25 protein-coding genes are annotated in these 24985 nt (G+C 55.0%); 14 read left to right on the top strand and 11 right to left on the bottom strand.

Annotated features, from left to right (window positions below):
- Positions 1-37 precede the first annotated feature (37 nt).
- The 3 genes from OU789_RS10245 to OU789_RS10235 all read left to right on the top strand — a co-directional run bounded on the left by OU789_RS10245 (position 38) and on the right by OU789_RS10235 (position 3654).
- Positions 38-577 (top strand): gamma-glutamylcyclotransferase, encoded by a 540-nt coding sequence (locus tag OU789_RS10245; protein ID WP_274655508.1) that lies wholly within the window; start codon positions 38-40, stop codon positions 575-577.
- An 85-nt stretch (positions 578-662) separates the two neighbouring features.
- Positions 663-1841, top strand: a complete 1179-nt coding sequence (locus tag OU789_RS10240; RefSeq protein WP_274655507.1) for a biopolymer transporter ExbB — start codon at positions 663-665, stop codon at positions 1839-1841.
- 1 nt (position 1842) lies between these two features.
- On the top strand, positions 1843-3654 hold the full coding sequence (locus OU789_RS10235) for a peptidoglycan -binding protein (protein ID WP_274655506.1): 1812 nt from the start codon (positions 1843-1845) through the stop codon (positions 3652-3654).
- Positions 3655-3733: 79 nt separating this feature from the next.
- Here the strand turns inward: OU789_RS10235 and clpA are convergent, their stop codons facing one another.
- Entirely contained in the window at positions 3734-6055 is a 2322-nt protein-coding gene (gene clpA / locus OU789_RS10230; RefSeq protein ID WP_274655505.1) for an ATP-dependent Clp protease ATP-binding subunit ClpA, read from the bottom strand.
- A gap of 165 nt (positions 6056-6220) precedes the next feature.
- Positions 6221-6988: a hydroxyacylglutathione hydrolase gene (gene gloB / locus OU789_RS10225; protein WP_274656032.1), complete on the bottom strand. Its 768-nt coding sequence runs from the start codon at positions 6986-6988 to the stop codon at positions 6221-6223.
- Positions 6989-7062: 74 nt separating this feature from the next.
- On the opposite strand from gloB, the gene OU789_RS10220 reads away from it, so the two are divergent.
- The 6 genes from OU789_RS10220 (at position 7063) to OU789_RS10195 (ending at position 13218) form a co-directional block, all read left to right on the top strand.
- Positions 7063-7821 (top strand): class I SAM-dependent methyltransferase, encoded by a 759-nt coding sequence (locus OU789_RS10220; protein WP_263952520.1) that lies wholly within the window; start codon positions 7063-7065, stop codon positions 7819-7821.
- A 472-nt stretch (positions 7822-8293) separates the two neighbouring features.
- On the top strand, positions 8294-8854 hold the full coding sequence (locus tag OU789_RS10215) for a F0F1 ATP synthase subunit delta (protein ID WP_274655504.1): 561 nt from the start codon (positions 8294-8296) through the stop codon (positions 8852-8854).
- On the top strand, positions 8854-10392 hold the full coding sequence (gene atpA, locus OU789_RS10210) for a F0F1 ATP synthase subunit alpha (RefSeq protein ID WP_263952522.1): 1539 nt from the start codon (positions 8854-8856) through the stop codon (positions 10390-10392). The genes OU789_RS10215 and atpA overlap by 1 nt, the downstream gene beginning before the upstream one ends.
- A 29-nt stretch (positions 10393-10421) precedes the next feature.
- Positions 10422-11294 (top strand): F0F1 ATP synthase subunit gamma, encoded by an 873-nt coding sequence (locus OU789_RS10205; RefSeq protein WP_263952523.1) that lies wholly within the window; start codon positions 10422-10424, stop codon positions 11292-11294.
- A gap of 17 nt (positions 11295-11311) precedes the next feature.
- Positions 11312-12742, top strand: a complete 1431-nt coding sequence (atpD, locus tag OU789_RS10200) for a F0F1 ATP synthase subunit beta (RefSeq protein WP_263952524.1) — start codon at positions 11312-11314, stop codon at positions 12740-12742.
- 62 nt (positions 12743-12804) lie between these two features.
- Positions 12805-13218, top strand: coding sequence for a F0F1 ATP synthase subunit epsilon (locus tag OU789_RS10195; protein WP_263952525.1), 414 nt, complete (start codon positions 12805-12807; stop codon positions 13216-13218).
- Between the two features lie 126 nt (positions 13219-13344).
- On the opposite strand, the gene OU789_RS10190 is transcribed toward OU789_RS10195, so the two are convergent.
- Positions 13345-13701, bottom strand: a complete 357-nt coding sequence (locus OU789_RS10190; protein WP_274655503.1) for a hypothetical protein — start codon at positions 13699-13701, stop codon at positions 13345-13347.
- A 242-nt stretch (positions 13702-13943) separates the two neighbouring features.
- Between OU789_RS10190 and OU789_RS10185 the strand changes: the two genes are divergently transcribed.
- Positions 13944-14273: an H-type lectin domain-containing protein gene (locus OU789_RS10185; protein WP_263952527.1), complete on the top strand. Its 330-nt coding sequence runs from the start codon at positions 13944-13946 to the stop codon at positions 14271-14273.
- Between the two features lie 18 nt (positions 14274-14291).
- Here OU789_RS10185 and OU789_RS10180 read toward each other — a convergent pair whose 3' ends face one another.
- The gene (locus OU789_RS10180) at positions 14292-15308 is read right to left on the bottom strand and encodes a ribose-phosphate pyrophosphokinase (protein ID WP_263952528.1); all 1017 of its coding nucleotides are present in this window, start codon (positions 15306-15308) and stop codon (positions 14292-14294) included.
- A 106-nt stretch (positions 15309-15414) separates the two neighbouring features.
- Between OU789_RS10180 and OU789_RS10175 the strand changes: the two genes are divergently transcribed.
- Positions 15415-16011: a 2-hydroxychromene-2-carboxylate isomerase gene (locus tag OU789_RS10175; RefSeq protein WP_263952529.1), complete on the top strand. Its 597-nt coding sequence runs from the start codon at positions 15415-15417 to the stop codon at positions 16009-16011.
- Here OU789_RS10175 and OU789_RS10170 read toward each other — a convergent pair.
- From OU789_RS10170 to OU789_RS10145, 6 genes are all read right to left on the bottom strand, one after another.
- Positions 16008-17054 (bottom strand): threonine aldolase family protein, encoded by a 1047-nt coding sequence (locus tag OU789_RS10170; RefSeq protein WP_274655502.1) that lies wholly within the window; start codon positions 17052-17054, stop codon positions 16008-16010. The genes OU789_RS10175 and OU789_RS10170 overlap by 4 nt on opposite strands.
- Complete coding sequence (locus OU789_RS10165; RefSeq protein ID WP_274655501.1) at positions 17054-17524, bottom strand: YcgN family cysteine cluster protein; 471 nt, start codon at positions 17522-17524, stop codon at positions 17054-17056. The genes OU789_RS10170 and OU789_RS10165 overlap by 1 nt, the downstream gene beginning before the upstream one ends.
- Before the next feature lie 7 nt (positions 17525-17531).
- Positions 17532-18473 (bottom strand): bifunctional riboflavin kinase/FAD synthetase, encoded by a 942-nt coding sequence (locus tag OU789_RS10160; protein WP_274655500.1) that lies wholly within the window; start codon positions 18471-18473, stop codon positions 17532-17534.
- Between the two features lie 38 nt (positions 18474-18511).
- Positions 18512-18991, bottom strand: coding sequence for a MaoC family dehydratase (locus tag OU789_RS10155; protein ID WP_274655499.1), 480 nt, complete (start codon positions 18989-18991; stop codon positions 18512-18514).
- 101 nt (positions 18992-19092) lie between these two features.
- A complete protein-coding gene (locus OU789_RS10150) occupies positions 19093-19968 on the bottom strand; it encodes a TIGR01459 family HAD-type hydrolase (protein WP_274655498.1) in 876 nt (291 codons plus the stop codon).
- Between the two features lie 74 nt (positions 19969-20042).
- Positions 20043-20963 carry a manganese-dependent inorganic pyrophosphatase gene (locus OU789_RS10145; protein ID WP_274655497.1) on the bottom strand — a complete coding sequence of 307 codons (921 nt, stop codon included), beginning with the start codon at positions 20961-20963 and terminating at the stop codon, positions 20043-20045.
- Between the two features lie 124 nt (positions 20964-21087).
- Between OU789_RS10145 and OU789_RS10140 the strand changes: the two genes are divergently transcribed.
- Entirely contained in the window at positions 21088-21819 is a 732-nt protein-coding gene (locus tag OU789_RS10140; protein WP_274655496.1) for a DUF2161 domain-containing phosphodiesterase, read from the top strand.
- Here OU789_RS10140 and OU789_RS10135 read toward each other — a convergent pair.
- Positions 21803-22792, bottom strand: coding sequence for a TraB/GumN family protein (locus OU789_RS10135; protein WP_274655495.1), 990 nt, complete (start codon positions 22790-22792; stop codon positions 21803-21805). The two genes, OU789_RS10140 and OU789_RS10135, sit on opposite strands and share 17 nt — an antisense overlap.
- Before the next feature lie 182 nt (positions 22793-22974).
- Here OU789_RS10135 and OU789_RS10130 point away from each other — a divergent pair, with 182 nt between their 5' ends.
- A complete protein-coding gene (locus tag OU789_RS10130) occupies positions 22975-23262 on the top strand; it encodes a co-chaperone GroES (RefSeq protein WP_263952538.1) in 288 nt (95 codons plus the stop codon).
- A gap of 40 nt (positions 23263-23302) precedes the next feature.
- Positions 23303-24943, top strand: a complete 1641-nt coding sequence (groL, locus tag OU789_RS10125) for a chaperonin GroEL (protein WP_263952539.1) — start codon at positions 23303-23305, stop codon at positions 24941-24943.
- The last annotated feature ends 42 nt before the right edge of the window (positions 24944-24985 follow it).

The following is a 24985-nucleotide window of genomic DNA, read 5'->3' as shown; positions in this document are numbered from 1 at the left end:
TGTTGTTTATAGAGAGGGTCAGGAAAGGACCAGTCAAATGACAGACACGCCACTGTGGGTTTTCGGGTATGGATCGCTGATTTGGCGGCCGGGGTTTGAGTTCCGCTCGAAACAAATCGCGCGGCTGTCTGGGTATCGGCGCAGTTTTTGCATGCGGTCGATCCACTATCGTGGCACGGCAGAGCAGCCAGGCCTTGTCCTCGCGCTTGATCGGGAAGAGGGCGTCCATTGCGATGGGATCGGTTTTGAAATTGCTCCCGAACAGGCGGATCAAACGCTCGAATACCTGCGCGAACGCGAACTGATTTCCTATGCCTATAACGAAGCCACGCTGCCGCTTGATCTCAAGGATGGGCGGCAGGTTATGGCCGTGACATTCGTGATGAATCCTGAACACGATCAATACTGTGGCCGCCTCTCGCTCGAGGAGCAGGCCGAGATCATCGCGCGTGCAGAAGGTACCTTTGGCCCGAACGTGGATTACCTCGAAAACACGACCTCCCATTTGCGCGAGTTGGGGATTGAAGACCCCGAACTGATCCGCCTCCGCGAATACACTCGAAAAATTCTCTCCTGAGGCGCGCTTCTCGCATTTAAACATTGGCTTAGCTGGCCCATCGGCCTATGTTACCCACAACAAAAACAGCGCCAGGATGTCCAAAATGGACTTTGCGGAACGCGAGGCCGAGCCCGAATTTTCAAAACCTATCCGCCAGATTACGATCATGCTTATCGTGCTGGCGCTTTTAGCTGCGGGGGCTTGGGTTGCCCTACCGCGGATTTTGCCGCTGTTTGTGGCCAATATTTGGCTCAATGGCTTTATTTGCCTTGTGTTTGTCTTTGGGGTGCTCGCCTGTTTCTGGCAAGTGTTGCAGCTCTTTAGTTCGGTGAACTGGATCGTCGGTTTTGCGTCCAACCGCATCGGCCACGAGCTTGTAACTGCACCGCGTCTTTTGGCTCCTCTGGCCGCCCTCCTGCGATCACGCGGGGCGCGGATGCAGATCAGTTCTTCCTCGGCCAGTTCGATTCTGGATTCGGTCGCGACGCGGATTGATGAGGCGCGGGATATCACGCGTTATATCGTTAACTTGCTGATTTTCCTTGGCCTTCTCGGAACGTTCTACGGCCTCGCTACAACTGTTCCGGCTGTTGTTGAAACCATCCGATCACTGGCGCCCCAAGAAGGCGAAACCGGCGTCGCGGTGTTCGAGAAGCTGATGGCTGGCCTTGAGGCACAGCTTGGCGGTATGGGAACGGCCTTCTCCAGCTCGCTCTTGGGGCTTGCCGGCTCGCTCGTTGTTGGCCTTTTGGAGCTTTTTGCCGGCCATGGTCAGAACCGTTTTTACCGCGAGTTGGAAGAGTGGCTCTCGACGATTACGCGTCTCGGCTTTTCCTCTGGTGAAAGTGAAGGGCATAGCGAATCCGGTCAGATGGTGGCGGTGCTTGACCATATGGCCGAGCAGATGGAAGCGATGCAAACCATGTTCACACAGTCGGATGTATCGCGCTCGATGGTGGATGAACGGCTTGGCAACCTCGTTCTTGCAGTTGAAAACCTAACTCAGACAATAAGCCAAGGGCCGGAAACGACTGCGTTGCAGCGCGTTGCCGAAGGGCAGGAACGTTTGATTGAAACGCTCCAGAGCCGTGCTGGCGCAGCGGACACAGGCGATGTCGATGCGGAGAGCCGGATGCGGCTGCGGTCTATTGACGTGCAACTCCTTCGGATTCTCGAAGAGATTTCGGCGGGTCGTCAGGAATCGATCACCGATCTGCGCACGGATATCGCAGGGCTAACCAACATCATCCGCCAAGCAACCCAAACAGATCCGCAGGGCTGACATGGCTCTTAGTCGGCGCACAGGTCAAAGGTTCCAAGGGTCAATCTGGCCCGGTTTTGTTGATGCGATGACGGCGCTTTTGCTGGTTCTGATGTTTGTATTGACGATCTTTATGGTCGTGCAATCTGTCCTAAGAGAGACAATCACCGGGCAAGAAACGCAGCTTGATGAACTAAGCTCACAGGTGATGAGCCTCGCTGACGCTCTCGGGCTAGAGAAAGAAAACAGCGCGGCCTTGCGCGACGAAGTTGGCCGTTTAACCGCAGGGTTGCAGGATGCCGCAGATGAGGCCGACGTACAGGCGCGATTGATCGCCAGCCTGACCGCGCAGACTGAACAGCAAGCAGATGAACTTGCCCAACAACGCGCCGCTATCACGAGCTTTGAATCACAAGTGGCCACGCTCTTGTCGCAGCGGGATGATGCGATTGCACGCGGCGATGATCTTGCCACGACGCTTACCGAGGCCGAAGCTGCAAACGCCCGACTGATTGGCGAGAAGGAAGCGTTGCAGCTTGCTCTTGCGAGTGCTCGTGAAGAGATAGATGCCAGTGTTGAAGAGGCGCGGTTGGCAGCGGCCAAACGAGAAGCGCTCGAAGCACTGATCGCGGATTTGCAACAAGAAAGCGAAAGTCAGGAAACATCGCTCGCCGCACTTGCTGCGCAGCTTGATGAGGCACAACAGCAGTATCAAGCGCTCGAAGCAGAAACCTCCGACTCGCAAGAAAAAATTGAAGCGCTTGAGGCGGAACGTCTGGCCGAGCAGGCCGCTGCTGAAGCGCTTCGCGCGCGATTGGCGGATACCGAAGGTGCGTTGACCGAACTTGAGAAAGAGAAACTGGCCGAAGCCGCCGCCGCAGAAGCGCTTCGCCAGAAACTTGCCGAGGCTGATACCGAGCTCACGGCGATGACACTCGCGCTAGAGGCCAAACGCAAAGAGGCGGAAGATACGTTGACTTTGCTCGCTGCGGCGGAGCTTGCTCAGGCAGACCGCGCAGACGAAGCAGAAAACGCAATGAGCGAAGTTGAAAAACAACGCGCTCTGCTGGCGGTTGCCAACGACCGCCTTGCCGAAGAAGAAGCTAAATCCGCAGAAAGTTTGCGGCAGGTGGCACTTTTGAATGAACAGGTTTCTGAACTGCGCATACAGCTTGGATCGCTGCAAGCGATGCTGGATGAGGCCGATGCCAAAGATGCTGCTGCCGAGGTTCAAATTCAGGCGCTTGGCTCTCGGTTAAATACTGCGCTCGCTCGCGTTGCATCCGAAGAGAAAAAGCGCCGTGCCCTAGAAGAAGCAGAGCGCCGTAGGCTCGAGCTGGAAGCCCAAGCGCTGCGGGATCAAACACAAGACCTCGCTAGGTATCGCTCTGAGTTTTTCGGGCGCTTGCGCGACCTGCTCGGAACGCAAGAAGGCGTTCGGATTGAAGGGGATCGCTTTGTGTTTTCTTCCGAAGTCCTGTTCGCGCTTGGCGCGGTGGAGCTGTCCGAAGAAGGGAAGGGCGAGGTGGCTAAAGTTGCGGCGATCCTTAAATCTGTGGCCGACCAAATTCCGCCAGAGATCGATTGGGTGATCCGCGTGGATGGCCATACGGATAACATTCCTTTGGTCAGCACCGGCAAGTATCGCGATAACTGGGAGCTGTCGCAGGGGCGCGCTCTTTCTGTTGTGCGCTATATGGTCGATGCGTTGGGCATACCGCCGGATCGTTTGGCGGCGAACGGCTTTGGGGAATACCAGCCTGTGAACCCAGCGGATACGCCGGAAGCGCGCGCGCAGAACCGGCGCATTGAGTTGAAGTTTACCGAGAAATAGATGCCCTTTTGGTGTCGGTACGAAAAAGCCCCCGCGAGATGTTCGCGGGGGCTTCTTTATTTCGATCGGCTGCTTCTGTTTAATCCGCAGTCAACAGTGGCGGCTTTTTCGAGGACAGGCGCGGGGTTCCCGGCTTTTCGATCTTGAGATCAAGTTTGCCGTCTTTCACGCCGACCTTCACCAATCCACCTTTCGCGAGCTTGCCAAAGAGCAGTTCTTCGGCCAGAGGCTTTTTGATGTTCTCCTGAATGACGCGGCCAAGTGGGCGAGCGCCCATCTTGTCGTCATAGCCTTTGTCAGCAAGCCATTCCGCCGCAGGGCGGGTCAGCTCAATGGAGACATTGCGGTCAAGCAATTGTGCTTCGAGTTGGAGCACGAACTTCTCGACCACTTGCAAGATCACCTCTTTGCCGAGTGGCGCAAAGCTCACGACCGCATCAAGACGGTTGCGGAACTCTGGCGTAAACGTACGCTCAATGGCGGCGGTGTCTTCGCCCTCACGACGGTCACGTCCGAAGCCGATGGCCGCTTTGGCCTGTTCGCTCGCGCCAGCATTGGAGGTCATGATGAGGATCACATTGCGGAAATCCACAGTGCGGCCGTTGTGATCGGTTAGCTTACCGTGGTCCATCACCTGCAGGAGGATGTTGTACACATCCGGATGCGCTTTCTCGATCTCGTCAAGGAGCAACACACAATGCGGATGCTGGTCAACGCCATCCGTGAGCATACCGCCCTGATCAAAACCGACATAACCCGGAGGCGCGCCGATCAAGCGAGAGACAGCGTGTTTCTCCATGTATTCGGACATATCAAACCGCAAAAGCTCCACGCCGAGGGAATCGGCAAGCTGGTTGGCCACCTCGGTTTTCCCGACGCCGGTTGGCCCTGCGAAGAGATAGTTCCCGATGGGTTTTTCGGGTTCGCGAAGGCCGGCACGGGCCAATTTGATAGCGGAGGCCAGTGTTTCGATGGCCGTATCTTGTCCGAACACAACGCGTTTGAGCGTTTTCTCCAGATCGCGCAGCACTTCGGCATCGTCCTTGGAGACGTTCTTCGCCGGAATGCGAGCAATTTTGGAAATGACGGTTTCGATTTCCTTAACGCCGATGGTTTTGCGGCGGCGGCTCTCTGGCAAGAGGTGTTGCGCCGCGCCAGCTTCGTCGATCACGTCAATCGCTTTGTCCGGCAGCTTACGGTCTGTGATATACCGTGCCGAAAGCTCAACGGCGGTTTTAATCGCGTCGTTGGTATAGCGAATATCGTGATGCTCTTCGAAATATGGCTTGAGCCCCTTAAGAATCTTAACTGCATCCTCAACCGCAGGTTCGTTCACGTCGATCTTTTGGAAGCGGCGCGATAGGGCGCGGTCTTTTTCGAAATGCTGGCGGAACTCTTTATAAGTGGTTGAGCCCATGCAGCGCAGTTTGCCGCCTTGGAGGGCGGGTTTAAGCAGGTTGCTCGCGTCCATTGCGCCACCGGAAGTTGCACCAGCGCCGATTACCGTATGGATTTCGTCGATGAAGAGGATCGCGTCGTCGTGGCTTTCCATTTCGGTCATCACGGCCTTGAGGCGCTCCTCGAAATCACCGCGATACCGTGTGCCCGCCAGAAGCGCGCCCATATCGAGCGAGTAGATCGTGGCTTTGGACAAAACCTCGGGTGTTTCGCCGTTGATAATTTTGTAGGCGAGCCCTTCGGCAATGGCAGTTTTACCAACACCGGGGTCGCCAACAAGCAGCGGGTTGTTCTTGCGACGGCGGCAAAGCACCTGAATGCAGCGCTCAACTTCGTGGCCGCGGCCGATGAGCGGGTCAACATCGCCCTTTGCGGCTTTGACGTTCAGATCAACACAGTATTTCGCAAGTGCGCTCTCTTTGGCATCGCCCTCATCAGTAATGGTGGCCTCTTCCTCTACATCGGTTGTACCGGTGACGGGTCGAGATTCGCCAAAGGCAGGGTCTTTGGCCACACCATGCGCGATGTAGTTGACCGCGTCGTAGCGGGTCATGTCTTGTTCCTGAAGGAAATAAGCGGCGTTGGATTCACGCTCCGCAAATATCGCGACAAGAACGTTTGCGCCGGTCACTTCTGTGCGGCCGGAGGATTGAACATGGATCGCGGCACGTTGGATGACGCGCTGGAATGCGGCCGTTGGGACGGCTTCGGAACCTTCAATCGTGGTTTCGAGCGAGGAGAGATCATCGTCGATGAAATCTTCAAGCGCAGCGCGAAGCGCATCCAGATCAACGCTGCAAGCGCGCATAACCTGAGCGGCATCCGGCTCGTCGATTAGGGCAAGCAGGAGGTGTTCCAGCGTGGCAAGTTCATGTTTGCGCGCGTTTGCCAAACCGAGGGCGTTGTGGATCGCGGCTTCGAGCGTGTTGGAAAATGATGGCATTCCACTTTCCTTTCTTAGGAATTGCGGACGCAGGCGTGCGCCCGTTCTTATAGAGTTCGGCTTTCTGGCGCAGTCTTCAAGAGGAAACACCAAATCATTGCAATTATTCTTGAGTTTTGCACTTTTTCGTTACCGCACTCCTAATAATAGAGCGCCTTTTTTCACTTAAACGTTATTCCGCCGCTCGCGGAGCTCGGTAAAGACGGCCAGATCGTCGGCGTTTTCCATTCCGAGCGTCTTTCGGATGTCGGGGCTGTCGCAACGTAAGAAGGGATTCGTTGCCAATTCTTCCGACAGAAGAGATGGAACCGAAGGTTTGTTTTCTGCGCGGAGAGCTTTGGTTTCGGCAGCGCGATTGACGAGGTTTGCGTTATTCGGTTCCACCGTCAAAGCCCAATTCAGGTTGGTCGTTGTGTACTCATGGCCCGAGCAAACCAGCGTTTCTGGCGGAAGTTTTTTCATTTTTTCCATGGATTTAAGCATCATCTCCGGAGAGCCTTCAAACAGGCGGCCGCAACCCATCGCCATGAGACTGTCTGCTGTAAAGACGTAAGCTGATTGAGGAAGGTAGAGCGCGAGGTGGCCGATCGTATGGCCCGACACGTCAAAAATCTGGGCCTCTTCACCGCAAAGTGTCAGCGGGTCGCCTTCGGATACGGCGAGGTCAAGGTCCGGAAGGCGATGTGCGTCGGCCTTGGCGCCAATTATGCGGGCATTTGAAACGCCGTTGATGTCGCCAAGGGCGTCTACGTGGTCCCAATGGTGATGTGTCAAAAACACATCGGTCAAGCGCCAGTCGTTTTCCGCAAGCACCGCGTTGATAGGCGCGGCTTCGGGCGCGTCAATGAGAGCGGTCTCTTTGGTTGCGGGATTGTGGATCAGATATGCGTAGTTGTCCTGTAGGCAGGGGATCGTCTTGAGTTCAAGGGGCATGGTCATTTGGCTTTGCTTTGGTATGGTTGCTTTGAGTTTTGCTGATTTGGCTCGCTATTCCAAGGGGAAAGCCAATGCACCTTGATGTGCGCGACCTGAAATCTTTCTACTACCGCAGCGCGCTTGGGCGAGCCGCGCAAAAGGCTGTGCGTGATCAGCTTGTTGAGTATTGGCCCGAAGCCAAAGGCCAGACGGTGGCTGGGTATGGTTTTGCCGTACCTTTGCTGCGGCCCTATCTGGAAGATGCGCGTAGGATTGTGGCGCTTATGCCGGGGCCACAGGGCGTTATGCCTTGGCCTGCGGGGCAAAAGAATGTCTCGGTCTTGTCGGAAGAGGTGAATCTCCCGCTCGATACCGGGTCGGTTGATAAGTTGGTTTTGCTTCACGGTCTTGAAACAAGCGAGCACCCTACGGCCTTGTTGGATGAATGCCTGCGCGTGCTCGGGCCAGGCGGACGGGCGCTTTTCGTCGTGCCTAACCGTGCGGGGCTTTGGTCGCGGAGTGATAAAACGCCCTTTGGTTATGGGCGCCCGTATTCTCTTGCGCAGTTAGAGACCCAGCTTAAACAGCATGCCTTTCTTCCGGAACGTCATAGTGCGGCGCTGTTCTCGCCGCCATCAAGCAAACGGTTTTGGCGACGGGCTGCGCCAATGTGGGAAAAGGCGGGCCGCAAGGTTTCGCCATATCTTGCGGGTGGTGTTTTGATGGTTGAGGCCAGCAAACAAATTCATGCCCCAACGCGCCCGGGTTTGCCCGAAGCAATCCGCAAACCACTTGGCGTTTTAGAAGGGATGGTCGCGCCGGAAGGCAAAACCGCGCAAAACCCAACTTGAGTGGTATTTCCTGATTCCAATTTGCTTGGGTCGAAACGACGAGAGCGGCGTTTTCGCTCCGCGATGCGTTCAATCAAAAGGCGAGAGGATTCGGCTTTAGAGCGGTTCAGCGCCTTAAAACCACTTACGACGAGGCGAAATCAGCAAACTCCGCGGTTAAATCGCAAGATGCGTCGGTTTGGCGCAAAGGAAATTCTGCTTGCGCTTGGGCGCGCGAAAGGGGCGTGGCGGCGAAAAAGGCCCATAAAAAGAGGGGTTAGCCGAGGCTAATAGTCGCGGTTCACACAAATCAGGGTGCCGTGGGGAAAAATGATGCCTCATTAGACGCTATAGAGTGTTGCGACGTGGCAAAGGCTCTGTTACATCACAGCCGATTTTAGGCACATGTGCATACATGTGTGACTTAGGCTGCCCCAAGATGATCTGCATACCGCAGTATACGGAAGGGGCACTGACAAGCGGAAGGGTGGACGTGTCCGAACCAGCTTCGATCTCCTTGGGCATTGCCGTGCGCTATGCCACGGCCGTGTTTGATCTGGCCAAAGAAGGCAAGAAACTGAAGGCTCTTGAGGCCGACATTAATGCGCTTGAGGGCGCACTTGCTGAAAGTGCTGATTTTGCAGATTTGATCAATTCGCCTGTGTACACACGCGATGAGCAAAGCGCCGCAATCACAGCCATTGCCAAGAAAATGAAACTTTCTCCCATCGTGTCCAACACGCTGGGATTGATGGCCGAAAAGCGTCGTCTTTTCGTGCTGCCCCAATTCGTACAGGCGCTGCGCGAGCAGCTCGCTGACGAGAAGGGGGAAGTGACTGCTGAGGTTACGGCAGCTAAGAAGCTGACCAAAGCTCAGTCTGACGCGCTCGCCAAGACGCTCAAAGCGTCCGTCGGCAAAGATGTCATCGTGAATGTGGTCGTTGATGAATCCCTCATCGGCGGCCTTATTGTTAAGGTGGGCTCGAAGATGATCGATACGTCGATCGCCTCCAAGCTCAATAACCTCCAGAACGCAATGAAAGAGGTCGGATAATGGGTATCCAAGCAGCCGAGATTTCTGCGATCCTTAAGGACCAGATCAAAAACTTTGGCCAAGAGGCCGAAGTGGCCGAAGTTGGCCGTGTATTGAGCGTAGGCGATGGTATCGCCCGTGTTCACGGACTTGATAACGTTCAAGCCGGTGAAATGGTTGAGTTCCCCGGCGGTATCGCCGGTATGGCGCTGAACCTCGAAGCAGACAACGTTGGTGTTGTTATCTTCGGTTCCGACCGCGACATTAAAGAAGGTGACACAGTTAAGCGCACCAACTCGATCGTGGACGTTCCAGCTGGTGACGAACTCCTTGGCCGCGTTGTTGACGGTCTTGGTAACCCGATCGACGGCAAAGGCCCGATCAAAACAAAGAACCGCGCCATTGCGGACTCCAAAGCACCGGGCATTATCCCGCGTAAATCGGTTCACGAACCGATGGCGACAGGCCTCAAGTCTGTTGACGCGATGATCCCGATTGGCCGTGGCCAGCGTGAGCTTATCATTGGTGACCGCCAGACAGGTAAAACTGCCGTTGCTCTTGACGCGATCCTCAACCAGAAGTCTTACAACGAAGCTGCTGGCGACGACGAGAACAAGAAGCTGTACTGCGTTTACGTTGCGGTTGGCCAAAAGCGTTCGACTGTTGCTCAGCTCGTTAAGAAGCTCGAAGAAACAGGCGCGATTGAGTATTCGATCGTTGTTGCTGCGACAGCTTCCGATCCTGCGCCAATGCAGTTCCTCGCACCATACGCTGCGACTGCGATGGCCGAGCACTTCCGTGACAACGGCCGCCACGCTCTGATCATTTACGATGATCTTTCCAAGCAAGCGGTTTCCTATCGCCAGATGTCCCTGCTTCTTCGTCGTCCTCCTGGACGTGAAGCCTATCCTGGTGACGTTTTCTACCTTCACTCCCGTCTGCTGGAGCGCTCCTCCAAGCTGAACGAAGAGAACGGTTCCGGCTCGCTCACAGCGCTGCCGATCATCGAAACCCAAGGTGGTGACGTTTCTGCGTTTATTCCGACCAACGTGATCTCGATCACTGACGGTCAGATCTTCCTCGAAACTGAACTCTTCCACCAAGGTATCCGCCCTGCGGTTAACACTGGTCTGTCGGTGTCTCGTGTGGGCTCCTCGGCGCAAACAAACTCTATGAAGTCTGTTGCTGGTCCTGTGAAACTTGAGCTCGCTCAGTATCGCGAAATGGCCGCCTTCGCGCAGTTCGGTTCTGACCTCGACGCCTCTACACAGGCGCTTCTGAACCGTGGTGCTCGCCTGACCGAGCTGATGAAACAGCCACAGTACTCGCCGCTTACAAACGCCGAAATCGTTTGTGTGATCTTCGCGGGTACAAACGGTTACCTCGACAAGATCGACGTAAAAGCGGTTGGCCGTTTCGAAGCGGGCCTTCTCAACCACCTCCGCGCGAAACATGCGGATCTGTTGCAGTGGATCACCGACGAAGACCCCAAAATCAAAGGGGAAGCCGCCGACAAGATCTCCGCTGCTCTGGATGAGTACGCCGCAGATTTCGCCTAGTAACCGTTTCTTAGGATAGGATTGGATACATGCCAAACCTGAAGGACCTAAAAAACCGGATCGAGAGTGTCAAATCGACACGTAAGATCACCAAGGCCATGCAGATGGTTGCCGCGGCGAAGCTTCGCCGCGCGCAAGATGCTGCAGAAGCCGGACGTCCCTATGCAGAGCGTATGAACTCTGTGTTGGGTGGTCTGGCGGCGGCCTCTGGTGGCTCGAATTCCGGCCCGAAACTTCTCACAGGAACTGGTTCAGATCAGACACACCTCTTGGTGGTTATGACGTCTGAGCGGGGTCTCTGTGGTGGTTTCAACTCGTCGATCGTCAAACAGGCGCGGGTTCACGCGCAGGAGTTGATCGGTAAAGGCAAAACCGTGAAAATCATCACGGTTGGCAAGAAAGGGCGCGAACAGCTCAAGCGCGAATACGCAGAGAACATGATCGATCACGTCGATCTCTCTGATGTAAAGCGCATTGGCTATAATGACGCGCACAAGATCGCCCACGATGTCCTGCACCGCTTCAACGAAGGCGAGTTCGACGTTGCGACGATTTTCTACAACCGCTTCGAAAGCGTGATCAGCCAAGTGCCAACCGCACAACAGGTGATCCCGGCCTCGTTTGAAGATACGGCCGACGAAGCATCAACGCTCTATGACTATGAGCCAAGCGAAGAGGGCATCCTTGCGGACCTTCTGCCGCGTGGTGTTGCCACACAGATTTTTGCTGCTCTCCTAGAGAACGGCGCATCCGAGCAAGGCGCTCGTATGACTGCGATGGACAACGCGACACGGAACGCTGGCGATATGATCGACGCACTGACAATCGAGTTCAACCGCTCGCGTCAGGCCGTGATCACCAACGAGCTTATCGAAATCATTTCGGGCGCTGAAGCGCTCTAAAGGACCGGAGAAACAAAATGGCAAAAGCGAAAGCTACCGGTAAAATCACTCAGGTGATTGGCGCCGTTGTAGACGTTAAATTCGAAGGCGAGCTGCCTGAGATTTTGAACGCTCTCGAAACTGACAATAATGGCAAGGCTCTCGTCCTTGAGGTTGCACAGCACCTTGGCGAGAACACAGTCCGCACAATTGCGATGGACGGGACCGAAGGCCTCGTTCGTGGCGCTGAAGTTGTGGACCGTGGTGAGCCGATCTCTGTTCCCGTGGGAACAGGTACACTTGGCCGTATCCTCAACGTTACCGGCGATCCGGTTGACGAGCAGGGCCCTGTGAAAACAGATACAAAACGTGCGATCCACCAGCCAGCACCAGATTTCGCCGAGCAGTCCACTGCTTCTGAAATCCTCGTGACAGGCATTAAGGTGATCGACCTTCTCGCCCCATACACAAAGGGTGGTAAGATTGGTCTCTTCGGTGGTGCGGGTGTTGGTAAAACAGTTCTCATCATGGAACTCATCAACAACATCGCCAAAGTGCACTCTGGCCTCTCCGTGTTTGCGGGTGTTGGTGAGCGTACACGTGAAGGTAACGACCTTTACCACGAGATGATCGAATCTGGCGTTATCGTTCCTGATAACCTCGACGAGTCGAAAATTGCGCTGGTTTACGGTCAGATGAACGAGCCTCCCGGTGCGCGTATGCGTGTTGCTCTCTCCGGTCTGACACTGGCTGAGCAGTTCCGCGACGAGACTGGTTCTGACGTTCTGTTCTTCGTTGACAACATCTTCCGCTTTACACAGGCGGGCTCCGAGGTGTCTGCGCTTCTTGGCCGTATTCCTTCGGCTGTGGGCTACCAGCCTACACTGGCGACAGACATGGGTGCGCTGCAGGAGCGGATTACATCGACCAAAGCTGGTTCGATTACATCGGTTCAAGCGGTTTACGTCCCTGCGGATGACCTTACTGACCCTGCGCCAGCGACATCGTTTGCGCACCTCGATGCGACAACCGTTCTGTCGCGTGCGATTTCGGAGCTTGGTATCTACCCTGCGGTGGACCCACTCGACTCCTCGTCGCGCCTGATGGACCCTGCGGTTCTTGGTGAAGAGCACTACAACGTTGCCCGTGACATCCAAGGTATCCTCCAGCGCTACAAGTCGCTTCAGGACATCATCGCGATTCTCGGCATGGACGAACTCTCTGAAGAAGATAAGCTGACCGTTGCTCGCGCACGGAAAATCCAGCGTTTCCTCAGCCAGCCGTTCGACGTTGCGAAAGTCTTCACAGGCTCTGACGGTGTTCAGGTTCCGCTCGAAGAAACAATCGCATCGTTCAAAGCCGTTGTTGCCGGTGAATACGATCACCTCCCAGAAGGCGCCTTCTACATGGTTGGCGGCATCGACGAAGTGATCGCCAAAGCCGAGAAAATGGCTGCTGACGCTGCTTAATCTAACGGGTCTGCTCTGGTTCGGGTTCCCGAGCCAGAGTAGCGCCGCTGAAGGAGGCCAATATGGCTGATACACTGCAGTTTGATCTGGTATCCCCCGAGCGCAGCCTTGCGTCGTTTCAGGCCACCGAGGTGCAAATCCCCGGAGCCGAAGGCGACCTCACAGCAATGGCCGATCACGCGCCGCTGATTACAACGCTGCGCCCTGGCATCCTCAAGGTTGTGGGCAAAGACGGCACTCAGGAATTCGTCGTAACTGGCGGGTTTGCAGAGATTTCTGCTGAGGCGACTTCTGTTCTCGCAGAACGCGCCATGCCGGTTGCCGAAGCGACACAAGAGGTTATCGACGAAGTGTTTGCCGAGTTTGCGGCTGCACGCGAGACAATCTCTGCAGATCGCCAAGACGCGCTGAACAAGCAAGTTGCCGATCTGAATGCGATCGCAACACAGCTTGGACTTGCTACAAAATCTGCCTGATACCAGTCGGATCAACAAAATTCAAAAGCCCTGCGCCACAAGCGCGGGGCTTTTTTTGTTTCCGTTAGACAAGTATCGTTGTAGCGCGCAATCGATCTCGCACCGCGTAGCAGTTCGTGGGGCTGGTTATTTCAACAAATCACCAACAATACCCACTGCATCGATAACGGTTGAAACGTCGTCGGTTACTTCCAAGATTTCGTCATCTACGCGGATGTACCTGTTGCCTTTACCTGGGGGCTTCAGCTTCCACTTCGAAAGGTCCCCGATATCTGTGTATTTTAGATCGACCGGTAGCTTTGCGCCGCGGGTATAGCGTTTGATCTGGCCTGGAGGAATTGCTTTTGGTCCCTTGCCAGGCTTGTCTATCTGAACTTTTTTACCTTTTGCTTTTCCGCCTTTTTCATTTGCATCGGCCATATCTGCGCCGCCAAGCGCTAAGGATATTGCGAGGGCAAAGGATAGTGATGAGGCAAGTCTCATGGGCGGCTCCTTAGAAAGGTGGACTGGAACTTAGAGCGTAATGTCGCAAAGACGTCCTATCAACCCAACTTGGATTTAGGTGCTCCGGTAATAGAATCTTAGGCAGTGGATGCTTTGAAGTCACGGCGCGGTGCCCGTTTCCTCGGCCCCCCTATTTCTGCCACGTTTTCCGGTTTATCCTTGCTCCTATACGAGTACGGCCGATTTTTGAGTGATTGATTATGATGCGCATGCAGCCCCATATGCTTGGGATTCAACAAGATACAACAGTTCTATTTTCTGATTTTCAGCACAACGGTGAGATGTGGACGGGGACTGGTGATCGCGAATTCCGAAGCGAGATCACGTTTGAGGAGCCGTTTCTAAAGCCGCCGATCATGCAGGTGAGCGTGGAGCTTTGGGATTTTGATCACGAAACGAACCAGCGCGCTGAGTTGGTTGCTGAGGACATTGGAAAATCCGGCTTTACGCTCGTTTTCAAAACATGGGGTGACACGCGCGTCGCGCGAATGCGCGCGACGTGGACCGCGTTTGGGCCTGTTAAGAATGAGGATGATTGGGACGTCGAATAGACAACGCCCCAAATGCGTTTAACCCGCGTAGGTACCTTCGTAGATCGGGCCGAGGGTTTCGGCCTCAAATAGCGAGGAAACCGAGGTGCCGTTCCATGTGTTGAGAATGGCTTGGGCAAACATCGGTGCCGTTGGCACGATCCGAATGTTCGGTGTGTTTTTGACCGCATCGGTTGGCTGGATCGAGTCAGTGATGACAAGCGATTTCATGACCGACTTTTCGACGCGCTCAACAGCGGGGCCAGACATAACGCCATGGGTGATATAGGAATGCACTTCCTTTGCGCCATTTTCCATCAGCACTTCGGCGGCCTTACAGAGCGTACCTGCGGTATCGACCATATCGTCCACGATGATGCAGGTTTTCCCTGTCACGTCACCAATCACCGTCATCTCTGCAATCTCGCCGGGCTTCTCGCGGCGTTTATCAACGATCGAGAGCGGCGCGTTGATCCGTTTGGCAAGCTCGCGTGCACGGCCAACGCCACCAACATCTGGTGACACGACCATGATTTCGTCCATGCGGCCTTTGAACTCGTGTTCGATATCAAGGGCGAAAACGGGCGAGGCGTAGAGGTTGTCTACTGGAATATCAAAGAAGCCCTGAATCTGTGTCGCGTGCAGATCAAGCGTGAGCACCCGCTCAATTCCAGAGTTTGCGATGAGGTTTGCCACCAGCTTAGCAGAGATCGGTGTGCGGGCCTTTGTGCGGCGGTCTTGGCGGGCATAGCCGAAATAGGGGATGACCGCTGTGATACGCGCAGCAGAGGAGCGGCGCAGCGCATCGGCGATAATCAGCAGCTCCATCAAGTTGTCGTTTGCGGGGTTCGAAGTCGGCTGGATGATGAACATATCCTCGCCGCGTACGTTTTCGAAGACTTCGACGAAAATTTCCTGATCGTTGAAGCGCTCGACGCGGGCATCCACAAGCCCAACATTTACCCCGCGATGCAGGGACATGCGCCGCGCGACGGCGGAGGCAAGTGGGCGATTGGCGTTTCCAGAAATGAGCTTGGGAGCAGTTGTGGTGGGCATGGCAGCGGTTCCCCAGATTGGATGTCACATGACAGAATCGTAACGTTGACACCGCTTACCATCCGGTTACGGTCTTGCCAAAGAAAATGCCTCACGGAGCGCTAAAATGACCCAGATTGACTATTATTTCGCAACAATGTCGCCGTTTACCTATCTTGCGGGTGGGCGACTTGAGGAGGTCGCGGCAAAACACGGCGCGACTGTGAAATATAAACCGCTGGATATTATGGCGCTGTTTTCCCGTACTGGCGGTACTCCGCCAAAGGATCGACATCCGAACCGCATCGAATACCGGCTTCAGGAGCTCAAGCGGGTCGCGAAGCACAATGACATGCCGATCAACCTTAAACCAGCGCATTGGCCCGGGAATATGGCACCGTCGGCCTATGCGATTATCGCGGCACAGAATGCGGGCGGCGGTGATGTTGGAGGGTTAACTCAAGCGATCTTGCGCGCTTGTTGGGCCGAAGAGAAAGATGTTGCGGATGAAAGCGTGATCCGCGAGGCGCTTTCGGCGCATGGTTTCGATCCGGAACTGGTTAACTCAGGGTTGCTAAGCGGCGCAGAAACCTATTCGCGCAACCTTGACGAAGCGGTCGAGGCCGGAGCCTTTGGCGCACCGACCTATATCGTGGGCAAGGAAGTGTTTTGGGGGCAAGATCGCCTTGATTACCTCGATGACTATCTTGCCGAGATTTCCTAGCTCTTAAACAAGCCAAGAAACTGGTCGATGGCCGCGCGGTCGATTGACCAGTCGCACACAAATCGCGCCAGCAACGGCTCATCAGGGTCGGCACCTTCAAGCGTACCTGACATGATGTGATACTTCGCGCCACCTTCCTTAAGCCGCTTGTGCGTGGCGCGGGGCAGGTTAGCGAAGATGATGTTGCCGCCGATCGGTTGGGTGATCTCTGCGCCTTCTTTGCGCAACCCTTCGGCCAGATAGGCAGTTGTTGCATTAGCCTGTTCAGCGCTTTTGAGCCAGAGATCGTCAGTCAGGTAGGCTTGCATTTGTGCGGCAAGATAGCGGTTCTTGGAAAAGAGATGCGCTGCCCGTTTGCGACGAAGTTCGAATTGGGCCGCAAGCTCGGGGTTAAAGAAGATCGCCGCCTCAACGCCCAACAACCCGTTTTTCGTTCCGCCAAAGCTCAGACAATCAATACCGGCTTCCCACGACATCTCTGCGGGGCTGCACCCGAGCGTCGCGACGGCATTGGCAAAGCGCGCGCCGTCCATATGTGTGGAAAGCCCATATTGCGTAGCAACGCCCGTGATAGAGCGGATTTCTTCGAGGTTATAGATCGAGCCGGTTTCGGTGATCTGGGTGATGGAAACAGGGCCGCGCTGAGGTCCGTGAACGCCGCGGTTCTCTTCCAGCAGCAGTTTGGCTTCAAGATCGCCGGCCGTTATCTTGCCGTCGGTTGTTGGAACCAAAGTGAGCTTTGCTCCACCGGTAAAGAACTCGGGTGCGTTGCATTCATCTTCGTGGATATGCGCGCGATTAGAACAGAAAATGGTTTCAAACGGCTTGGTGATTGTCGAAAGGATCAGCGAATTCGCCGCCGTTCCTGTGGCCACCAAATAGACAGCGGCTTTAGGCGCCTCAAAAAGCTCGCGTATTTTCGCGGACACCTGTGCAGAGAGCGGATCAGAACCATAGGCCGAGGCATATCCCTCGTTCGCATGAGAAAGAGCAGCCAGCACAGATGGGTGCGCGGGGCCGGAATTATCGCTTTCAAAAAACATCAGTCGAGGTCCTCTATGATATAGTTTTCCCATTCCTCTTCGGGGATTTCGAATTCGGGTACGGTCCAGCCGCGCACGGATTCTCCGGCTTCGTGAACTGTTTCGGGGGTGCCGGAAATCAGAGGATGCCAATCAAAAAGCGGCTTGCCCTCAAACAGCAACCGGTATGCGCAGGTACGCGGCATCCAATAGGCCACATCCTTGATCGTCTCGGGTTTCAGTACAACGCATTCCGGTACGAATTGCTTGCGGATGTCATATTGTGCGCAGCGGCAAGACTGGTCATCCAAGAGCCGACAGGCCACGCGCGTAAAGGCAACCTCGTTTGTGTCAGGGTCTTCGAGCTTGTTGAGGCAGCATTTCCCGCAGCCATCACACAGCGCTTCCCACTCCTCGGCGTTCATTTTGGTCAGGGGAATTTTTTCCCAGAATTTGGACCGCAGCCCAGTACGTTTGATCGGGTCTTTCATGGGCGGCTCAAGGTGTTTCTAGCGCATCAAGGATGTTCTGCGCTTCTTGGCAGTCCTTGTTCATCTGGGTGATGAGCGCCTCTACGTTTTCAAATTTCACTTCGGGGCGCAGGTATTCCACAAGCGCGACTGACAAGTTCTCGCCATAAATGTCGCCTTTGAAATCAAAGATATAGCTCTCGAGGTTCGGGAGGTTTTCGCCAAACATCGGACGAACACCCATAGAGGCCGCACCGCGGTACTGCCCTTTGTGTGGTCCGGTCAGAATTTCGACCAACACAACGTAAACGCCGAATTTTGGCGGGTGTAGACCCGTGATCGACATATTTGCGGTCGGATACCCAAGATCGCGGCCGCGTTGGTCGCCGCGGATTACGGGGCCTTCGATGCGGTGGTGGTGGCCAAGCATCCGCGCGGCGTCGCGCGGGCGGCCTTCGGAGAGCGCTTGGCGGATGGCGGAAGAAGACACTTCCTCGCCCGCGTCATGAATCAATTCGGCGATTGTGACGTCAAAACCAAGTTCGCTTCCAAACGCGATAAGATCTTGTACGTTGCCGCCACGGTTCTTTCCAAAGCAGAAATCCGCACCAACGGTTACATGTTTAACGCCCAGATTTTCTGCGAGGATCACCTCGGCAAACTCTCGTGCGGTCAGGTTCGAGAGTGTGTCGTTGAAGCTGAGTTCGTAGAGCCGCTCAACGCCAAGTTTCTCGAGCCGATGCGCTTTGGCCTCTGCATTCATCAGGCGGAAGGCGGGTGCTTTGGGCGCGAAATACTGACGGGGGTGCGGCTCGAATGTCAGAATGCCAAGCGGACAATCCGGCGCAGCGTTGCGCGCAATATCGATCACCTTCTGGTGGCCTTTGTGCACGCCATCGAAATTGCCAATGGCAATGCTGGCGCCACGATCGGCAGGGGCTAGGAATTGGTAATCACGATAAATGCGCATGGGTTCGACATATCTTTGGCACCCACCGCACGCAAGGGTTAGTCGAACTTTCGTGACGTAGCGAGGACTTGCGCCTCGCCCTTCAGCACAGGCTTGTCTTTGATCGTGCAGATGCAATCCAGCGCAACGCGGCGGTTGGTGTAGTTGATATCCGCAACCGTAACTTCGGCGCGAACAACATCTCCGGGGCGTACCGGCGCAAGAAACTTAAGCGACTGGCCAAGATAGATCGTGCCATGGCCGGGAAGTTGCTCGCCGATCACCGCTGATACGAGTCCTGCGGTTAACATCCCGTGGGCGATGCGGCCTTCGAAAATCGTGTCGTGGGCGTAGTCATCATCCAAGTGAACAGGATTGTGGTCGGTCGAAACTTCAGCAAACAGCGCGATATCGCGATCTGTTATTTCCTTTTGGAGATAACGCGACATGCCGACTTCCAAATCTTCGATACAGATCGTGCCGCGCGGGAGGTTGTCGCGGTGCGGGGCAAGCGGTGCTATGCTTGAAATCTGAGTCATTTGGGTGTCCTGCAGCAAGATTTTGGTGAGCAACAAAAGTTCCGTAAATAATACATTACAGAAATTTTATTACTTTGCAACTGCAGAAAATTCCAAGGGCGTCAGCGCAGGAAGCCAATCGAATATGTGGGCGAGAGACTGTGTTTTGCGAGGTAATTGTCCAGAAGCTGTGGATCTGGCTGTGTTTTGGTTGCCGTTTCAGCGGCTGCGAGGCCTCCGGTGATGAACAGGCAATCAATATTTTCGCCAATCGCGCCTTGAATATCGGTATGGATGCCGTCGCCAATCGCCAATACGCGGGTATCGGGGATGTTTGGATCAAGCTCTGCAAGGCGGCGGCGGGCGAGGTCATAAATCGGCGCATGTGGTTTGCCGAAGTAGAGACTTTCGCCGCCCATCTTAGTATAGAGCGCCGCCAATGCGCCGGCGCAGTATTCGCGGCGGTCACCACGGTCCACGACGATATCGGGGTTGGCACAGAGCAATTTCAGACCGCGCGCCTTGGCCGAGAGGAACGTGGGACGGTTTACTTCTGGTTCGGCTTGCGCATCCGGTGCGCCGCAACAGACGATGCCCTCAGCCTCTTCGAGCGGAACAGTTGTGATCTCGTGGGGATTGTGCAGGAGGTGCAGCGGTTTGAAAAACGCGGCTTTCTCTTCTTCGGTGCCCATGAAATAGACTTTGTCGCCAACGATGCCTTCAAACATCGCCGCACGCGCGGAATCGCCAGAGGTTGCAATGGTGTCCCATGCGTCAGTTGGAACGCCGAAGCCCTTGAGCTGAATTTCGACCGAGGCGCGAGGGCGGGGTGAGTTTGTCAGCAAAACAACCTTACCGCCTGTTTTGCGATAGGCTTGGAGGGCCGCAACCGCATCGGGCAGAGCCGCGACACCATCGTGGACACAGCCCCAGAGATCGACGAACAGCGCGTCATAGGGGGCGGAAATCTCGGCCAGCGATCGAACGATACGTGTCATGGGGCACCTGTTTGGAAATGCGAGTTTGAAATGCACCTCGGGGCAGGAAGGCCCGCCCCGAGAGTTTGTCTGGATCAGACCTTGAGGTTTGGAATGATCTGTTTCTTGCGGCTCATGATGCCTGGCAGGACAACGCTGTCGCCCTCAACGGTTGCGCCAAAGCTCTTCTCGGCCACGGATTTCACGGTGTCGTTTGGAATGAGCAGCGTGGCCTCTTCGTTGAGGATGTCGACAACAAAGAGCAGCACGTGATCAACGCCATCTTCCTTGGCAACGTCACCACAGGAATTCAGCAGGCTTGCTTTGCGGTCCAGAACGATAGCGGGTGCAGTCGTTTCCAGTACGGACACGCGGAATTTGGTGCCGTCCACGGCATATTCCTTGCTGTCCATGCGGATCAACTCGGCGTCGCTAAAGGCCGAAACGTCGGACTTTGCAGCGAACATTTCAGAGGCATACTCAGAGATGTCGAGGCCCAATTCACTGGCAAGTTTCTCGGCCAGTGCTTTGTCTTGATCTGTCGTTGTCGGGGAGCGGAATTCCAACGTATCCGACAGGATGCAGGACAGCATAACGCCCTTAACCCAATCTGGCATTTTCTCTGCGTTTGGTCCCATCAGGTTGTGCATGATGGTTGCGGTACAGGCCAGCGGGCGGATTGTGATGTTGATCGGTCCTTTTGTCTCGATGCCGCCAACGAGCTTGTGGTGGTCGATGATCGCCTGAATGTCAGCGTCGTTGATGTTATCAGGCAGCTCGGCAGGGTTGTTCGTATCGACGATCACAACCGGTGTGTCTGCGGCAACTTCGGAGATAATCGAAGGCTTGGTCAGGTCCCAGCGTTTCAGAACAAAGGCGGCTTCGGTGTTGGGCTCGCCCAAGAGAACGGCTTCTGCTTTCTGTCCTTTGACATCGTTCAGATACCACGCCCAAATGATCGCGGAACCGAGGCTGTCTGTGTCGGGGGACTTGTGGCCAAATACGAGTGTTGTCATGAGTTTTTCCATATCGAGAGGGAGTTTGCCCGCCTTATAGGCCCGTTGGCATGGCTTGTCACCCTGTCTGCGCGTGATAGGCTGTGAATGGCCAAAGCAAAGTAAAACAAGCGGAACGGGTGGCGTGGCAAAAGCGGGCAGCAGCAAAGAAAAGGCGGCAAAAACAGGGTTTGCCCGTGAGGCTGATCTCTACCCACCGATCAAGACCTATCTTGAGGCGCAGGGCTATGAGGTTAAGGCCGAGATAGGTGCTGTTGATGTTGTGGCCATTCGCGGAGAGGAACCGCCTGTTTTGGTCGAGATCAAGCGTGGATTTACGCTATCCTTGCTGCATCAGGGCGTTGCGCGGTTGGCCATCAGCGATGATGTGTATCTTGCGATTCCGCGCGGGAAGGGGAAGGCTTTTCTTACGGCGCTCAAGGGGCACAAAACTCTGTGCCGTCGCCTTGGTCTTGGGCTTATCACCGTGCGTCCGCGCGATAATTTCGTCGAGGTACATCTCGATCCGGGGCCGTATACGCCGCGCAAATCAAAGCTACGGCAAGGGCGATTGCTGCGTGAATTTGCTCGCCGTGTGGGGGATCCGAACGCTGGCGGCCAAACACGCAGTGGCATCGTAACTGCCTATCGCCAAGATGCGCTCAAGGTCGCAGCTTATCTTGCGGCGACAGGGCCAAGTAAAGGCGCTCATGTGGCCAAGGCCACGGGGGTTGAAACGGCCACGCGGTTAATGGCGGATGATCACTATGGTTGGTTCGAACGGGTAGAGAAGGGGATTTATGCGCTCACACCCAAAGGAGAGGCCGAGCGCGGTGCTTTTGAGGGCGCGCTCCCAACGGCTACTCCATCGGCGTAAGCGTATAGCCCGCTTCGGCGAGCAAATTCAAAACGCCTTCATCTCCTGCCAAATGAGCCGCCCCGACCGCCACAACAACAGATGCGTCTTCCGCTGCAGGGAGAAGCACATCCATCCAGTTTCGGTTCCGCCCGTTGATCATCAATTCCTCAACTTCTGTGAGCATCTCCGTCACTTCTTCACGCGTGGTTCCTGGCGTTTCGTAGGATTTCAAGCGGCTGAATTCCCAGATCAAGCTGTGCTCCCCCTCGAAATAGGCATCGACCAAAGTGACGTTCATATCTGCGCTAATGTCTGCTTGGGCGAGCGCGGTCCGAAGGAAATCCAATGCAGTTTCATCCTCGCCCTGATCGAAAAAGGTAAGAGCCGTGTCATACGGCTCAAGCCCGCTGGTCGGGATGCCTTCACCCTCGGCATAGGCCATGAGCAGATGATCCAGCCCCTCGGCCTTACCGGTTAGCAGTTCAGAGGCGCAGGGCGGCACAGAAAGCGTCATCATCGCATAGGATGGTTTGAACTTGCTTGCCAAAAACGCAGGTATGCCCCGTTGGGTCATTTGATCGGAAAGTAACTGCCATTCATCTTCAGTCAGCAATTCAGGCAGCGACGGCCCGTCAGTAATAAAGAGAAGTTCGGGTTGGCTGGCAATCGCGTCTTGTGCCTTGGCAAGGTCCTCGCTGTTGGCTTCGAAAAATACGATATCGCTTGCGTCAATCAGCGGCTTAAGCTTTTCGATCTGCGCTTCGTGGCGCGCATCGGGCATATGAAGCGTGCCCTGCACGTAAATATCGCTTCCGTCCTTCTTTGCATGCCAAAGATTCCCAACGGGAAATGGCTTGGCGTGCGCCGTAGAAACAAGGGCTTCGCGCTGGTCATCTGGCAGAGCGGCAATCAAGTTTTCACCCTCGCAGGCCGCCGTAGCGGGAAGGGCGGAGAGAAGTAAAAATACAATTGATTTCAATGTTTTGCGCATGCCGCCTCCAATGTCTTAACCTAACTTAATGCCCAATCGTTCAAATGCAATTTGGTTTCCGAAAAAAAATCGTATCCGCGCTGTTGACAGAGCATGACCCGATACATAGGTTCCGTTCGTTATCACTCGCACGTGATGAGTGATAACATTGATTGAAACCTCGAACGAAGGAGCGTTCAGAGATGGCATTTACCCCGTTGCACGACCGTGTTCTGGTCCGTCGCGTTGAAACCGACGAGAAAACCGCTGGTGGCCTCTATATCCCCGAAAGCGCAAAAGAAAAACCTGCCGAAGCAGAAGTTATTGCAGTTGGTGAAGGTGCCCGCAAAGACAGCGGCGAGTTGATCCCGATGTCTGTTAAAGCTGGTGACAAAGTTCTCTTTGGCAAGTGGTCCGGCACAGAAGTGACCGTTGACGGCGAAGAGCTGCTCATCATGAAAGAAAGCGACATCCTTGGCCTCATCAGCTAAGCGATCACTTTCCAATTTTTTAGAATTCTAGGAGTTTGAAATGGCTAAAGAAGTCCGTTTTGATACCGACGCCCGCAATAAAATGCTCGACGGCGTGAATGTTCTGGCTGATGCCGTCAAAGTGACGCTCGGCCCTAAAGGCCGCAACGTTGTGATTGAAAAATCCTTCGGCGCGCCACGCATTACAAAAGACGGTGTATCCGTTGCCAAAGAGATCGAGCTTGAAGACAAGTTCGAGAACATGGGCGCACAAATGGTTAAGGAAGTTGCTTCCCGGACCAATGACGAAGCAGGCGACGGTACAACAACCGCGACTGTTCTGGCACAAGCCATCGTTAAAGAAGGCCTGAAGTCGGTTGCCGCTGGCATGAACCCGATGGACCTGAAGCGCGGTATCGACCTTGCAGTTGCAAAAGTTGTTGACGCGATCAAAGCGTCCGCACGCGCGGTTAAAGACAGTGACGAAGTTGCTCAGGTTGGTACAATCTCTGCCAACGGCGAAGCAGAAATCGGCCGTCAAATCGCCGACGCTATGCAAAAAGTTGGCAACGAAGGCGTTATCACTGTTGAGGAAAACAAAGGTCTGGAAACAGAAACAGACGTTGTTGAAGGCATGCAGTTCGACCGCGGCTTCCTCTCCCCTTACTTCGTGACAAACCCAGACAAGATGATCGCCGAACTCGACGATTGCTTGATCCTGCTTCACGAGAAGAAACTCTCTTCGCTTCAGCCAATGGTTCCACTGCTCGAAACAGTGATCCAGTCCGGCAAGCCACTCCTCATCATCGCTGAAGATGTTGAAGGCGAAGCTCTTGCAACTCTCGTTGTGAACAAGCTGCGCGGCGGTCTGAAAATCGCTGCTGTTAAAGCTCCTGGCTTCGGCGATCGCCGTAAAGCCATGCTGCAAGATATCGCGATCCTCACAGGTGGTCAGGTGATCTCCGAAGAGCTTGGCATGAAGCTTGAGTCCGTCACTATGGACATGCTCGGCACTGCGAAAACTGTTTCGATCACAAAAGACGAAACAACTATCGTTGACGGTGCTGGCGAGAAAGCCGAGATCGAAGCACGTGTTGCTCAGATCCGCACTCAGATCGAAGAGACTTCTTCGGACTACGACCGTGAGAAGCTTCAGGAACGTGTTGCGAAACTCGCAGGCGGTGTTGCAGTTATCCGCGTTGGCGGCATGACAGAAACAGAAGTGAAAGAGCGCAAGGACCGCGTTGATGACGCTCTGAACGCGACACGTGCCGCTGTTCAAGAAGGCGTAATCGTTGGTGGTGGTGTTGCTCTGGTTCAAGCCGGTAAAGCACTTGTCGACATGACAGCAGCTAACTCCGACCAAGAAGCTGGTATCGCCATCGTTCGCCGCGCTCTCGAAGCTCCGCTTCGTCAGATCGCTGAAAACGCAGGTGTTGACGGCGCAGTTGTTGCTGGCAAAGTCCGCGAAAGCGACGACGTAACATTCGGCTTCAACGCTCAAACCGAAGAATATGGCGACATGTTCTCCTTCGGTGTGATCGATCCTGCCAAAGTGACACGGACAGCACTCGAAGACGCTGCTTCCATCGCTGGCCTTCTGATCACAACAGAAGCAATGATTGCCGAGAAGCCTGCTCCTGCATCCGCACCTGCTGGTGGCGGCATGCCAGACATGGGCGGCATGGGCGGCATGATGTAAGCCACCCGGCTATAACTAACGAAAGGGCTCGCCATGTGCGGG

The organism is Halocynthiibacter sp. C4 (genome assembly GCF_028823805.1).
Lineage (GTDB): Bacteria > Pseudomonadota > Alphaproteobacteria > Rhodobacterales > Rhodobacteraceae > Falsihalocynthiibacter > Falsihalocynthiibacter halioticoli.
The sequence above is the reverse complement of the archived record's forward strand: the minus strand, read 5'-3'. Positions and strand labels throughout refer to the sequence as shown.

Bases quoted from the DNA above. Each gene is read 5' to 3' on its own strand.
- OU789_RS10245 (WP_274655508.1), top strand. From the start codon at position 38: ATGACAGACACGCCACTGTGGGTTTTCGGGTATGGATCGCTGATTTGG.
- OU789_RS10240 (WP_274655507.1), top strand. From the start codon at position 663: ATGGACTTTGCGGAACGCGAGGCCGAGCCCGAATTTTCAAAACCTATC.
- OU789_RS10235 (WP_274655506.1), top strand. From the start codon at position 1,843: ATGGCTCTTAGTCGGCGCACAGGTCAAAGGTTCCAAGGGTCAATCTGG.
- clpA (WP_274655505.1), bottom strand. From the start codon at position 6,055: ATGCCATCATTTTCCAACACGCTCGAAGCCGCGATCCACAACGCCCTC.
- gloB (WP_274656032.1), bottom strand. From the start codon at position 6,988: ATGCCCCTTGAACTCAAGACGATCCCCTGCCTACAGGACAACTACGCA.
- OU789_RS10220 (WP_263952520.1), top strand. From the start codon at position 7,063: ATGCACCTTGATGTGCGCGACCTGAAATCTTTCTACTACCGCAGCGCG.
- atpA (WP_263952522.1), top strand. From the start codon at position 8,854: ATGGGTATCCAAGCAGCCGAGATTTCTGCGATCCTTAAGGACCAGATC.
- OU789_RS10205 (WP_263952523.1), top strand. From the start codon at position 10,422: ATGCCAAACCTGAAGGACCTAAAAAACCGGATCGAGAGTGTCAAATCG.
- atpD (WP_263952524.1), top strand. From the start codon at position 11,312: ATGGCAAAAGCGAAAGCTACCGGTAAAATCACTCAGGTGATTGGCGCC.
- OU789_RS10195 (WP_263952525.1), top strand. From the start codon at position 12,805: ATGGCTGATACACTGCAGTTTGATCTGGTATCCCCCGAGCGCAGCCTT.
- OU789_RS10190 (WP_274655503.1), bottom strand. From the start codon at position 13,701: ATGAGACTTGCCTCATCACTATCCTTTGCCCTCGCAATATCCTTAGCG.
- OU789_RS10185 (WP_263952527.1), top strand. From the start codon at position 13,944: ATGCTTGGGATTCAACAAGATACAACAGTTCTATTTTCTGATTTTCAG.
- OU789_RS10180 (WP_263952528.1), bottom strand. From the start codon at position 15,308: ATGCCCACCACAACTGCTCCCAAGCTCATTTCTGGAAACGCCAATCGC.
- OU789_RS10175 (WP_263952529.1), top strand. From the start codon at position 15,415: ATGACCCAGATTGACTATTATTTCGCAACAATGTCGCCGTTTACCTAT.
- OU789_RS10170 (WP_274655502.1), bottom strand. From the start codon at position 17,054: ATGTTTTTTGAAAGCGATAATTCCGGCCCCGCGCACCCATCTGTGCTG.
- OU789_RS10165 (WP_274655501.1), bottom strand. From the start codon at position 17,524: ATGAAAGACCCGATCAAACGTACTGGGCTGCGGTCCAAATTCTGGGAA.
- OU789_RS10160 (WP_274655500.1), bottom strand. From the start codon at position 18,473: ATGCGCATTTATCGTGATTACCAATTCCTAGCCCCTGCCGATCGTGGC.
- OU789_RS10155 (WP_274655499.1), bottom strand. From the start codon at position 18,991: ATGACTCAGATTTCAAGCATAGCACCGCTTGCCCCGCACCGCGACAAC.
- OU789_RS10150 (WP_274655498.1), bottom strand. From the start codon at position 19,968: ATGACACGTATCGTTCGATCGCTGGCCGAGATTTCCGCCCCCTATGAC.
- OU789_RS10145 (WP_274655497.1), bottom strand. From the start codon at position 20,963: ATGACAACACTCGTATTTGGCCACAAGTCCCCCGACACAGACAGCCTC.
- OU789_RS10135 (WP_274655495.1), bottom strand. From the start codon at position 22,792: ATGCGCAAAACATTGAAATCAATTGTATTTTTACTTCTCTCCGCCCTT.
- OU789_RS10130 (WP_263952538.1), top strand. From the start codon at position 22,975: ATGGCATTTACCCCGTTGCACGACCGTGTTCTGGTCCGTCGCGTTGAA.
- groL (WP_263952539.1), top strand. From the start codon at position 23,303: ATGGCTAAAGAAGTCCGTTTTGATACCGACGCCCGCAATAAAATGCTC.